Source organism: Rhodobacter sp. JA431 (assembly GCF_900217725.1).
Lineage (GTDB): Bacteria > Pseudomonadota > Alphaproteobacteria > Rhodobacterales > Rhodobacteraceae > Rhodobacter > Rhodobacter aestuarii.
Genome location: NZ_OBMP01000001.1, coordinates 425,026 through 437,731 on the forward strand (window position 1 = coordinate 425,026; position 12,706 = coordinate 437,731).

12 protein-coding genes are annotated in these 12,706 nt (G+C 60.1%); 1 reads left to right on the forward strand and 11 read right to left on the reverse strand.

Annotation, left to right across the window (positions count from 1 at the left end; translation table 11 throughout):
• Positions 1-4: 4 nt before the first annotated feature.
• Positions 5-280, forward strand: coding sequence for a DksA/TraR family C4-type zinc finger protein (locus tag CRO18_RS01805; protein WP_076484940.1), 276 nt, complete (start codon positions 5-7; stop codon positions 278-280).
• 61 nt (positions 281-341) lie between these two features.
• Here CRO18_RS01805 and hemP read toward each other — a convergent pair whose 3' ends face one another.
• From hemP to CRO18_RS01855, 11 genes are all read right to left on the reverse strand, one after another.
• Positions 342-518, reverse strand: a complete 177-nt coding sequence (gene hemP / locus CRO18_RS01810; RefSeq protein ID WP_076484941.1) for a hemin uptake protein HemP — start codon at positions 516-518, stop codon at positions 342-344.
• Complete coding sequence (locus CRO18_RS18750; RefSeq protein WP_170952525.1) at positions 515-691, reverse strand: hypothetical protein; 177 nt, start codon at positions 689-691, stop codon at positions 515-517. The genes hemP and CRO18_RS18750 overlap by 4 nt, the downstream gene beginning before the upstream one ends.
• A 162-nt stretch (positions 692-853) precedes the next feature.
• Entirely contained in the window at positions 854-1,630 is a 777-nt protein-coding gene (locus tag CRO18_RS01815; RefSeq protein ID WP_097080843.1) for a hypothetical protein, read from the reverse strand.
• A 74-nt stretch (positions 1,631-1,704) separates the two neighbouring features.
• Positions 1,705-1,902: a PLDc N-terminal domain-containing protein gene (locus CRO18_RS01820; protein WP_076484943.1), complete on the reverse strand. Its 198-nt coding sequence runs from the start codon at positions 1,900-1,902 to the stop codon at positions 1,705-1,707.
• 120 nt (positions 1,903-2,022) lie between these two features.
• The gene (locus tag CRO18_RS01825; RefSeq protein WP_076484944.1) at positions 2,023-2,364 is read right to left on the reverse strand and encodes a zinc ribbon domain-containing protein YjdM; all 342 of its coding nucleotides are present in this window, start codon (positions 2,362-2,364) and stop codon (positions 2,023-2,025) included.
• Between the two features lie 70 nt (positions 2,365-2,434).
• Positions 2,435-3,562, reverse strand: coding sequence for a patatin-like phospholipase family protein (locus tag CRO18_RS01830; protein ID WP_097080844.1), 1,128 nt, complete (start codon positions 3,560-3,562; stop codon positions 2,435-2,437).
• 233 nt (positions 3,563-3,795) lie between these two features.
• Positions 3,796-5,103, reverse strand: a complete 1,308-nt coding sequence (locus CRO18_RS01835) for a UDP-glucose/GDP-mannose dehydrogenase family protein (RefSeq protein ID WP_097080845.1) — start codon at positions 5,101-5,103, stop codon at positions 3,796-3,798.
• A 57-nt stretch (positions 5,104-5,160) separates the two neighbouring features.
• On the reverse strand, positions 5,161-8,004 hold the full coding sequence (locus CRO18_RS01840; RefSeq protein WP_097080846.1) for a calcium-binding protein: 2,844 nt from the start codon (positions 8,002-8,004) through the stop codon (positions 5,161-5,163).
• A 369-nt stretch (positions 8,005-8,373) separates the two neighbouring features.
• Complete coding sequence (locus tag CRO18_RS01845) at positions 8,374-9,189, reverse strand: sulfotransferase domain-containing protein (protein WP_097080847.1); 816 nt, start codon at positions 9,187-9,189, stop codon at positions 8,374-8,376.
• Positions 9,190-9,200: 11 nt separating this feature from the next.
• Positions 9,201-11,456 carry a Wzz/FepE/Etk N-terminal domain-containing protein gene (locus tag CRO18_RS01850; RefSeq protein ID WP_097080848.1) on the reverse strand — a complete coding sequence of 752 codons (2,256 nt, stop codon included), beginning with the start codon at positions 11,454-11,456 and terminating at the stop codon, positions 9,201-9,203.
• 16 nt (positions 11,457-11,472) lie between these two features.
• Positions 11,473-12,705 carry a polysaccharide biosynthesis/export family protein gene (locus CRO18_RS01855; RefSeq protein ID WP_097080849.1) on the reverse strand — a complete coding sequence of 411 codons (1,233 nt, stop codon included), beginning with the start codon at positions 12,703-12,705 and terminating at the stop codon, positions 11,473-11,475.
• Between the last annotated feature and the right edge of the window lies 1 nt (position 12,706).

The following is a 12,706-nucleotide window of genomic DNA, read 5'->3' on the forward strand; positions in this document are numbered from 1 at the left end:
ATTCATGGCCGGTGGATGGGCGCGCGATGGCGCGGTGCAAGATCAGATCGACGCGTCGATCGAAGATGAACTCAAGCGAATGGCCGCGCGGCGCCAGCCCGTGGGCGAAAGCGCGCATGAGTGCGTAGAATGTGGCGAACCCATCGCCGAGGCGCGCCGCCAAGCCCTGCCCGGTGTGAAACTGTGCCGCGATTGCGCCGAAGAACGCGATGCCGCCCGCGCCCGCAACCCGCGCGCCGGGATCAACCGGCGCGGCTCCAAGGACAGCCAGTTGAAATGAAAAGGGGGGCCGGATGCTCCGGCCCCCAAGTTCAGCGATGAGACGCGATCTTGTCGGGGGATTACTTCGTCAAGATCAGCTTTCCCTGCCGTGTGATACGCAAGGTATAGATTTGTCCGTCGAGCGCGATCTGCGCCAAGTTGCCGCCCCTAGTCAGATTGCGCGCATCATGCGCGGGGGGGACAGGCGTTGCACCAGCCAAAGGCGCGTCCGGGCCGAGAGATTGATAGACGGTCATACGCGCCCCTCCACCCGGTCGATCAACGCTTCAATGCCCGCCGAACTCCAATGCCCCTGCGCCGCCCCCTTACAGAGGGCAGAGATCAGGTCGCTCAGGCCAAAAGGGTCCAGTGCAGCTTGCTCGGGCGCCATATGCGGCGCGGCAGTAGAAAGATGGGCGGCAGGGGTCATGATAGGCTCCTCGGTCTCGATAGAAATAAACTGACCGATTCACTCGGATATGTAAAGGGTGATTTTTTCACTCAGGTATTAGTGCGCAACGAGAGGCACCCGTATCTTGCGGATCTCCGCCAAGATACGGGCGCAGCGAATGAGGATCGTTCGCAGAAATGGTTAGGTTTTTTGCTCAGGTGCCGCAGAGTCCGAAGACGTCGCTTGCACAACGTCAGAGTCAGCGTGTGTCTGCTCCGATGCCCTTTTCGCGGCACGACGAAGGGCTGCTTCAGCCGCATTAAGTGCTTCATCAAGGCTTTCCGCAAAACGGTTAGAGCCTTCCTGCGCGGCGGCATCCGCCTTGCGGGCAAAACTGCGCGCCCCTTCGCGCGCACGTGCCGCCTCTCGCGCGACAGCGCTGGAAACCGCTTCGACTGTTTCCTCTGCCGCCCCCGCAAATTCGGTCGCGCGGGCACGCGCTGCGGCGCGTTTTTCTTCCAACTCTTCCCAGTTACGCTCGCGCGCACGGGCAATCCGCTCAGCGGTCTCGTTGCTTAAATCGGCCAAACCTTCGCGGAAGGCTTCGGTCAAAGACCGCGCCATCGTGGCCGCGACCTCTGCCTTGGCTTCGGCTGTGGCGCGACCTTCTTCGTAAAGATGCAGCAACCGTTCGCGCGCTAGATTGCGCGCGGCCTCGGCCTGCGCGGCCCAGTCCTCGTCAAGATTGGCGCCAAGCGGTTCGGCGGTCGGCTCTGCGCTGCTTTCTGCCGGGTCCGCGACACGACCGCCATCATCTTCCCAGCGCGCCATCGTTTCTGGTCGTGGGGTCTCTGGCGTTGGCGTTGTTTTGCGGCGCAAAATCGCCACGGCCCCCAAAGCGAGACCGGCTGTCATCCAAGCAAGTGGGATCAGCACGTCGCGGGCGCGGGTCTGTCTGTCGGAAGCGGCTTGGCTCATGGCAGGCTCCTTAGCTATCGGCAGGCTTTATATAGGTGGGGTGCCAGACTGATCCGGCAAGCCCCGTTCATCGGTTACACGGTGCGCGCACTCGACCGCGGGCCGACAAACAACCAAATGAGGAACCCAAGAAGCGGCAAGATCAGGATCAGAAGCGTCCAGAAGACCTTTTGGCCCGTCGAGGCGGTCGACCCAAGCACCGAGACCAGCGCCCACAGATCAAGCACCAAAAGCGCAAAGGCGCCGAGGCTTGTAATATTGAGAAAGTCCATCGTCGATCTCCTTTCCAAAATCCCGTTGGGGCGTTGGAAAGAAAACGCAGCGGATGCAAAAAGGTTCCGCGCGCATGTAGCTTTGCGCGCAGGATTAAGCGATCAGGAAAGAAGCCGCGGTTATTCCGAGACTTTTTTCACGAATTGGGATTTTAGCCCCATTTGGCCGATACCGGGAACCTTGCAATCAATATCGTGATCGCCATCCACCAGCCGAATACCGCGCACCTTAGTGCCCACTTTGACAACGGTGGACGACCCTTTGACCTTCAGGTCTTTGATCACCGTCACCGTGTCGCCATCGGCCAGCACATTGCCAACCGCATCGCGCACCACCGTTTCGCCCTCGCCCGCCGCAGCGGGGGACCATTCATGCCCGCATTCGGGGCAGACCAGCAGGGAATCCGCCTCATAGGTGTAGGCGGAGTTGCATTCGGGGCACGGGGGCAAGGTATCGCTCATGCCGCCCCCTTAGCGCGCGCAGGCCTTGCGCACCAGCAAAACATCGTCGCAGGCGCGCAAGGCGTTTGCATTACCCCAAGGCATAGGCCGGATAGGGCCAGATGGCGGGCATCTGCCCTTCGACAATGTCAGGCGTATGGCGGCGCACGGCAGCATCGGTCAGCGCATAGCCGAAGTTGATCAACATGCGCTGCTCGCGATCCGTAAAATGGTTGAGCCGGGTGCGCAGTTTTGCAAGCTCTGCAGTGACCTCCGGCTTGCAGGGAAGGGTATCGCCCAGCCCATAATTGGCAATATCGGTCGAAAGCCCCCAATAGGTGCCAGTCCGCGCCGTGCCATCCTCGGCCGCGCCCGCGATGAATTGCTCTATCAGCCAACGCTTGCGTAGCCCGCGCGACTGGTCGGTTACGATGTCATAAGACCGCATCGCCTGCGCGAGCCAATCCCGGCCCGGTTTCGGGTCCGGCTGGAAATGGGCTCCCGCATCCGAGACCAAAACCGTGCGGCAACGCTTCCAGACCGTTTCTAGCCCGAGATTGTCATAGACCCCACCATCGGCCAGCCGGATCTGACGTGTATAAGCCGGGTTGTTGTTCAAATCGGCTCCTTCAACAGCCTCAAACGGCCCCGGATCTTTGAGCGTGATCGGCGAGAAATAGGGCGGAAACGCCGAAGACGCGGCCACCGCCCGCGCCACCGGCAAAAGCGGGTCCGGCAAAAGCCCAATCCGCCAATCGCCCATATAGCGCTTGGAAAAGCGGAAATTGCGCCCAGTTTGCATATTGGTCGCGTTGAAGATGAACACCGGATGATCAGGCAAAGCATCAAGGCTTTTGGTGATCAGCTGTTCTGCATAGGCTTTTTCCAGCATCTGCCCGGCAGAGGAAAACGGGTTCGCCCCCGCTTTCAAAATCGCGGGAATATCAATGGACCTTTCGCAAAAGCTGCGGATCGGATCGCCCACCAACCGCTCGTAATTGGCCACGGTCGGATCGGCGGTCAATTCCTCCCAAACTTCGGCCAAGCGCCCAGTCACAATCGAGCCGCCCGAGACCGAGGAAATTCGATCCAACTTCGTCAACACACCAAGTTCAACCAAGCGGCGCAGCGCCCCAAGGTGGAATAACGCGGCCCGGAACCCGCCGCCCGATAGCGCGAGCCCGATCCCGTCTTGCAGTCCTTCACGTCCAAATGGCATGGCTTACCCCCAAAAGATCAGGTGATGCGCGCGGAAGCCCGGCGCCGATTGACTCGTCTTCAGTGGTATTGTTGGGCGAAATCGCACCCCGCATAAGTTAACGCCGCCCGAGCCCATACTGTCCAGACCATCGCCCCTGCGGCGAGAGCGCGCAGGCGACACGACGGCGAAGGCCCCGCCCAAAAGGGCGAGGCAAGGTAGTCACGGAATTGGTGGATGCTGCGCTGGCTTTTTTAGCCGATCCCGACGCCGCTGTAGTTGGCAAACCCCGCCGTTTTCGCCAGTTCCGGCGAATAGACATTGCGCAGATCAGCCATCACGGGCGTCACCATCGTTTTTGCCAAACGCGACAGATCCAGCGCGCGGAACTCGTTCCATTCGGTCAAGACGACCACGACAGAGGCCCCCTCGCAGGCATGATAGGGGTCTTCGAACCAATCTACAGCGGGCAACAAATGTTCCCCCTCGCGGCGGCCCTGCGGATCAACAACCCGCACAATCGCCCCGGCACCCACCAATGCCGGCACGATCGTTAGCGCGGGCGCGTCGCGCATATCATCCGTATTGGGTTTGAACGTCACCCCAAGCACCGCAACGGTTTTGCCCGCAAGCCCGCCTTCGACCAGATCGGCGATTTTTGTCACCATCCGGCGCTTGATCGCTTCGTTGAGGTCGATCACCGTTTCCACGATCCGCATCGGCAAGGCATTGTCTTGGCCAATCCGCGCAAGTGCCAGCGTATCTTTCGGGAAGCAGGAACCGCCATAGCCCGGCCCTGCATGCAGGAACTTGTTGCCAATCCGGCCATCAAGGCCGATTCCGCGGGCGACCTCTTTCACATTGCCGCCCACCCGCTCACAAAGCGCGGCGATTTCATTGATGAAGGTGATCTTGGTCGCCAAAAACGCATTGGCGGCGTATTTGATCAGCTCCGCGCTTTCCAGATCGGTGGTGATCACCGGATATTCGCGCAGATAAAGCGGGCGATAGACCGCCGCCATCACCTGTGCCGCACGATCCGTTTCAACCCCGACCACAACGCGATCAGGGCGCATGAAATCGTCAATCGCTGCCCCTTCGCGCAAGAATTCCGGGTTAGAGGCCACATCAAAATCTGCCTTGGGGTTTGCCGCCGCCATCACTTCGGCCACCCGCCGGTTGGTGCCCACAGGCACGGTGGATTTGGTGACAATCACCGTATAGCCGGTGATCGACTGCGCCACCTCTTCGGCGGCCGCGAAAACATAGGTGAGATCGGCATGGCCATCGCCCCGCCGCGATGGCGTACCCACCGCGATAAACACCGCATCAGCATCGGCCACAGCGCTTGCAAGATCGGCAGTAAAAGACAACCGCCCGGCAGAGACGTTCTTTTCGATCAGCGCATCAAGCCCCGGCTCATAGATCGGCACTTCACCGCGTTCCAGCATGGCGATCTTTTCGAGGTTCTTATCGACGCAGATCACGTCATGGCCAAAGTCGGAAAAACACACACCCGACACAAGGCCCACGTAACCGGTTCCAATCATTGCAATTTTCATGCAGTCTTGCTCCTTTACGAGGAAGGAAGGCGGGCACCGCACCCGCCTTAAAATCAATTAGCTCAAGATGAAGTCGGTGCTGGCGAGGCTGGCGATCTGTTCGAGCCGGAAGCTGAAATCAGCCCCAATGACGCCATCAAGCTCCAGCGAAACGATCAGGTCATCGCCCGCCACCGTGTAGTAAACCGCGCCAAGCGTCGAAACGGCCCCCACCCCAAAGAAGCTTAGGGCGCTCCCTGACGCGAAAGCACTCAGATCAATCAGGTCTTCGCCCGCGTCGAAATCGGTGATCACATCGAGACCCGAACCCCTATCTGGGCCAGCCGTAAAGACGAAAACATCCGCATCCCCGCTGCCGGTGAGCGTGTCGCCATCCCCCGTGGCAATCAGCCGATCTTCGCCCGACCCACCGTCCAGCATGTCTTGCCCGGCGCCACCTTCCAGCGTGTCATCATCGGCACCGCCTTCCAGCGTGTCATCACCTGACCCACCCTCCAGCAGGTCATTGCCTGACCCGCCTGCAAGCGTATCGGCCCCATCGCCTCCCCCAAGCGTATCAGCCCCAGTGCCGCCGCTCATGTCATCGGCTCCATCACCGCCTTCAAGCAGGTCATTATCCGCCCCGCCCTCAAGCCGGTCATCGCCGTCGCCGCCGTCAAGCGTGTCTTCGCCGCGGCTGCCGACAAGCTTATCATCGTCGTCACCGCCGCTCAGGAAGTCATTCCCATTTCCGCCGGTCAGCGTGTCATCCGCCGCCCCGCCGTAGAAACTATCGTTCCCGTCATCGCCGATCATCTTGTCGCGCGCATTGGTGCCGATGAAATCACCGTCCCCCTCGAAAACCTCAAACCGGTTTTCGAACTCGGGCGTGTCGCCATAAATCACCGTGCGCCATTGCAGATCAGCATCTTTGCCGGTGATCCACTCTGTCGTGACCTTGTAATCCAAGGTGGTCGTGGCAAGGCGGGAGATCAGTTCCCAATTGGCGCCGTAATCCTCAACCACATGGCGCCCACCGTCCTCAATCACCAGATGCGCAGAGACAAGCTGGTCTTGCGCATCATAAATCTGCACACCGGTCTTCGTGTCGGTATGGACCTGCTTTTCATAGCCCAGCAGCACCCAAGCGGCCCCGAAGGTCTCGACCAAGGTGAAACCGGACGCCAGCGTCACCCGCGTGCCGCCAGTGATATTGCCCGCGCCGTTTTCCTCAATCACCGTGGTGGTGACATTGCCCGACGTGGTCGTGGTTTCGCGATAGATCACCGACCAGTCTGGACCATATTGCGCGACCTGCGTGCGACCAGGTTCGGTGATGTCTAGACGCGCCTCAATCAGATTGTCCTGCGCATCATAGATCTGGTAGCCGGTCGTCGTCTCAGTATGAATGGACTTTTCATACCCGGTGACCACCCAACCTGGGCCGAAAAACTCGATCAGCGTGAAGTCATCGGCTTCTGTCTCGCGCATGCCACCAGTGATATTCCCGGCGCCATTCTCTTCGATCACCGTCGTGGTAACATTCCCCGAGGTGGTCGTGGTTTCGCGATAAATCACGAACCAGTCTGGCCCATAGGTGGCAAACTGCATGCGCCCGGGTTCGTAGATCTCCATAGACGCCGAAATCAGATTGTCCTGAGCGTCGTAAATCTGGAGGCCCGTCGTCCCATAGGTGTGGATTGCCTTTTCATATCCGGTCACAACCCAACCCGCGCCGAAATGCTCGGTCAGCGTGAAGTCATCCGCCTCCGTCACCCGCGTACCGCCGGTGATATTGCCCGCGCCGTTTTCTTCGATCACCGTAGTTGTAACATTGCCCGAAATGGTCGTGGTTTCGCGATAGATCACCGACCAGCCGGGGCCATAATCGGCCACCTGCGTGCGACCGGGTTCGTTGATCTCCAGATGTGCCGAAAGCAGATTGTCTTGCCCATCATAGACTTGAATGCCGGTCATGGTCGCGGTGTGGATCGCTTTTTCATATCCGGTCACGATCCAGCCCGCGCCGAAATTCTCGGTTAGCGTGAAGTCATCCGCCTCCGTCACCCGCGTGCCGCCGGTGATATTGCCCGCGCCGTTTTCTTCGATCACCGTCGTGGTGACATTGCCGGAAATGGTCGTGGTTTCGCGGTAGATCACCGACCAGCCGGCGCCATAATCGGCCACCTGCGTGCGACCGGGTTCGTTGATCTCCAGATGCGCCGAGAGCAGATTGTCTTGCCCATCGTAAACTTGAATGCCGGTCGTGGTCGCGGTGTGGATTGCTTTTTCATATCCGGTCACAACCCAACCCGCGCCGAAATACTCGGTCAGCGTGAAGTCACCCGCTTCCGTCACCCGCGTGCCGCCGGTGATATTGCCCGCGCCGTTTTCTTCGATCACCGTCGTGGTGACATTGCCCGAAGTGGTCGTGGTTTCGCGGTAGATCACCGACCAACCTGGGCCATAATCTGCCACCTGCGTGCGACCCGGTTCCGTCACCTCCAAATGCGCCGAAACAAGGTTCCAATCCACGTCATAAATCTGAACACCGGTCGTTTTGGCGGTGTGGATGTACTTTTCCGCCCCGGTGAAGGCGCCCGTTCCATCCCAATGCTCATGCAAAGTGTAATCGCTGCGATCAATGATCCGCTCGCGCGAAAGCAAGCTGCCCGCAGCATCGTAAACCTCAATGCGCGTGGTATCGCCAACCACCTTTTCGCTGACACTGCCCAAAAGGGTCAGATCGGCATCATAGAAATTGTAAAGTGTTGTACTGCCCGATGTCTCGATCAGGATCTGACCAAGAAACGTGCCTGAGGCATCGGTGAATCTCAGCTGCTCCGTCGCGTCGGGCAGCGAGATGACCTCCGGGCTCGGAAGGCTCGGGTCCCCGTGATAGGGCTGCGTGATATCGAACATGGAAACTCCGGAATGCGGTTTCAGTCAGCATTTGAGCCGACAAAAAAGCATTCCTTCGCCAATTAGCCTGTCCGATTCGTGGGCAAAAATCCACTAGGCAAATGCCCTAATTTTCGCGCCTCTGATGAGGCAGAAACTCACCGAAAGCCAAAAATCATAATTTTTGAAATATTTTCAAGTACTTAAAGGATCACCACCAGAGGGCCGCACAGACAAGAAAACAGCCCCTTATTTCGGCAACGGCCACGACTGCCCACTATTCATGCAAAAACGCGCCACCTGCCGATGATTGGGCAGATGGCGCGTCAATATTGTTTCTCAAGCTGCGGCCATTTGTTGCCGATGCAGAAACAACGAAGGCGATTTACCTCAGGGGCGGACCTCGCCCCGCGCGGCAAGGAAGTCGCGCATCTGCGCATGATCGGGGGCGATCATCCCCAACGTGCTCACCTGAGCGCGCACCGCCTGCCGCTCCCCTTCAACCTGCCCCCCAGCAAAGAGCAACTTCTTCAGCCGGGTCTGGCGCAGCACATTGACCACCTGATGCGCTCCGGCCCGGCGGAGCCATTCCGCGCTGCGCCGCCCCATGCGCGCGGCAAGCGCATTGCGCGGCACGGCCGCGGCATTGACCTGGCGCTGCGATAGGCTGCCGGGCGGCGCGACATAATCAAGCCCCATCACCTCGCACAAAGCTGCGCAAAGCCCATCGGGATCGGTGCGCAGTTGCGCATAAGAGAGATAACTGACCTGACCGGGAAACGCCTCTTCCCAAGCCTGCGCATGTTTGTGAAACAGGCTCGCCTCGACCACATCCGGGAAACGCTGGGCCATTTCCGCAAGCGGCAGCCGCGCCTCGCCAGCCTTGCGATAGTGGAAATAATGCGAAACGGCACGGTCCCAAGGATCGCGCAACATGATCACCACCTTCGTTTTCGGCGCGGTCTGAAGCAGCGCGGCACGTGCCTCGGGTTTATGAAAAAGCGAAGGTGCCACCTCAACCCGGATCCCGTCCCGGTCGGGAAACTGCGCCCGATACCACTCGACCCCGCGCGAAAAGACCTTGTCGAAAAAGAAGGTTTCCTTCGTTTTTTCCGGCAAAACCACCTCGGGGCGGGTCCGCAGATAGGCATCAATCCAGGTGGTGCCGCATTTTGTCGGACCGACAAAAATCACGTCAGGAAGCATCGTCGTCCCCCTCAGGCCAGTGTTTCATAGCGCGAAAGTGCCTCTTCATTGGCCCCGGTCATCACCGAACCCACCACTTTGCCGCGCGCCAACCCGGTGCCTTGCAACGCACGCTTCAACGCCGTCGTCTCCGTCGTGCCCCATTCCGCGCAAATCACATAGCCATCCAAGACGTCGCTGACAGCAGCGGCCTCCACGGTTTCGCCCAAGCCGGAAAAGTCGATCACCACTTGATCAAACTGACCACGCAGCATTTCGATCACTTGCGCGAGGTTGCGCGTGTCGAACACCGCCGGATCAACGCCCTTGCTGTGATCCAAGACCCGGTTGGGCAAGAAATGCAGCCCCGAACGATCATCAAGCCAAAACAGTCGCTCAGACGCGATCTTGCTGCCAGCGCGCATTAAATCGGGCACACCCAATTCCACTTGCGGCGCAATCCGATGGGTCAACCAAGCGGCATTCCAATCCAGATCGACCAACACCGTGCGCTGCCCGCCCACGGCCAGCATTTGCGCATAGTTGATCGCCGCCATTGAGCGCCCTGGGTAGGAGGTATCTGACACAAAGCCAATGGCATGCCCCCCTGCCCGTGCCGGTTGCGTGGCAAGATGATCTTCAAAGGCCACGCGAATGCGACGGATCGTTTCGGCATAGGCGGAGCGCGGCGCCATCAAGGTCACGGCCAATTCGCTGGTCACCATATCCGCCGACAGATGGTTTGCAGACAGCACCATCACATTTGAGCCGGTTTTGTCGACGCGACGCGGCGGGTCAATCGCCAGCCCCGTGATCGAGGCGCGGCGCGCCTCTGCCCCTGCGGGCAAGAGCCCTAAAACCGGCGTTCCCGTCGCTTCGATCAGCGCCGCGCGACTGCGCACCACCGGATCGCCATTTTCACGCCAAAACGCCGAACCCGCGCCAAATGCCGCCCCAAGCACGCCTGCAAGCAACATCGCCCGCATCGCCCCAGTGCCGGATGGCGCATCTGGCACCACAGCAGGCCCAATCACCATCGCATCGGCAGATGGAAACCCCTGTTGCTGCACCGTTTGAAGGTAACTTTCCAAATAACGCTCGTGCATCTCGCGATAGATTCGCGCCTCGCTTTCAAGGCTGCTTAGCTGTGCTTCTTGCAGGGAACTGCCCCCCGAAGCCCCAACGCCACGGCTTTGCGTCACCAAGGCCCGCGCCTCGGCCTCAGCGGTACGCGAGCTACTCAGTGCCACGGTTGCCCGGTCACGCGCAACGACCAAAGCCGCCCGAAGCTCATCTTGTAGCGCCTCGGTTGTATCCACATCGCCCGTCGCCAGTGCAGACCCATATTGCGCCTTCAACGTGCTGAACTGCGCATCTTGCACCAAATCGGGAAGGCTCGCGGGCAATTGCGGCGCGGCCAAAGCCGCCTCAATTTGCGCGAGCCGGTTTTCTGCCTCGATCCGCGCGGAAATGGCATCGCGCAAACCGGCCAAGGCCGTATCGGGGTTCGGCATCGTCACGCTAGAGGCCGTTACATCCTCATCATTGGGCGTGCCCAATTGCGCGATATGCGCCTGCACCGAGGCTGCCGAACGGTTCAGATCCGCAATCCGCTCATTGAGCCAATCAGAGGCCTCGGCTGCCGTATCGCGGCGCTCGCTGAAACGCCCTTCCACATAGGTTTGCGCAATAGCATTGGCGATTTCTGCAGATAGCACCGGCGCGCCCGTGGTCACGGAAACGTCCAGAACCTGCGTCAGCCCATTGCGGCTGACCGACACACTTTCGCGCAACTTTGCAACCGCCGCTTCGAACCGTTTCGCCTCGCTGATCGGGGCGGCGGAGGCGGGCGCAATGCCCAGACCGGCCTTGGCCTTGGACATCAACACTTCCAATTGCATCCCAAGCGCCGAGGGCGGCGGGTCTACAAAGGCCGCGCTTTGGTCCAACCGCAATTGGCTCACCACCTGCGACAGCAACATCTGCGAACGCAGCACCTGCAATTGGCTTTCGATCATCGGGTTATCGAATTTCGTCGCGGTAAAAATACCATCGCGTCCAAAGGGCTGCACGTTTTGTTGCTGTAACAACAAACTGGCCCGCGCTTGGTATTGCGGTGCACGCAGTTTCACCACGGCGTAGCCCAGCACCATCGCCAAGACGGTGAACAGGGCGATCCCAAGGAAGCGACGGCGCAAAATCCGCATCACGCCACCAAAGTCAAACAGCGGCACCGCCGGTTCTACGTAGCGGGGCGTGCCATAGGGGTCCATCTGGTCGAGTTGCATTGGCTGTCTCCCTCGATCACTGAAGTGCTGCGCGCGGCACGGCAACCGTATCGCCCGGCATCAACGGCGTGTCATAAGCTGCGTCGAACACGGCGCCGCGGCGATAAATCAAAATGCCCGAAGCGGTAGCGCCTACGCCTGGATTGAGCAGGTAGCCCAGCTTGTCACGCAAGCGCGCCTCGGTGGTGTCGAGCCGATCTAGCGCCGTCATGAGCTCGATCCGGCGCTTCAATTGCCCTTCGGCGTTCGCCTGTTCCAATTCCCGGCGGCTCAACTGCCCTTCGACGGCATTGGCTTGCGCGGCACTCACCCGATCTAGGGCCTGCAACCATGCACGTTTGCCTGCGGTGAGGGCATCGCCAGAGGCCGCACCACGGCGCGCCAAGGCCTCAATCCGCTGCACATTTGTTTCTTCGTTGAGCGCGATCTGCAAAAGCCCTTCCTTCGCGCGCAAAGCATCGACGATGCGATCTTCCGCCCCTTTGAGCAGCAGCGCATCGCCGCGATCTGCAAGGCTTTGCCGTTTCACCTCAGCCGCGAGCCGTGCTTCAGCGCGGGTGATCAGGGCCTCACGCCGGTCTTGCGGGATCGGCAAAGCTGCAAGCGCGCTTGTGTCGAGCTCATCCGCACCGGAAAGCAACGCTTGCGCCACGGCTTTATCGGCCAAAGTCGCCGCAAGCTCTGCCAAAAGATCGGTTTCCGTCGTCCCGTTCAGCGTGGCCGCGCGGGTCGTGGGCACACCAATCCCCCGCGCCTTGGCCAAAGCCTCGCGCAGGGTCATGCCCACATCAAAGGCAATCTCACCGGGGTCACGCACTGCTCCATCAATGTAAACCGGGCGATACTTCGCCACTTTAAGCGCGACTTCCTCCGGGCGCACCGGGATCAACTCATCGCCACTGCCACCACGGGAGCGGATCACCTGCCCGGCAAGCAGCACAGGCAATTCCGCCCGCACTTCGGCAATGGAGCGCCCAGCCACGCGCACCGGGCCAATCAAAGGCACATCCACCTGCCCGTCTGCCTCCACCCGCATTTCGCGGCCATAGGCGGGCTGGGCCAGAAAATCGATCTGAACCACATCGCCCGGCGCAAGCGGATAACTAATCACAGTGGCGGGGGCCATTTCGGCTTGCGCAGTAAGCGGAGCCGTCACCCCCAGAGCAAGAGACAGAATGGCCGCCTCAACCGCGCGCGGGATCTTTTCAAACGGCACGAAACAACAAGACCGAAGGACCAAGGGGGGCATT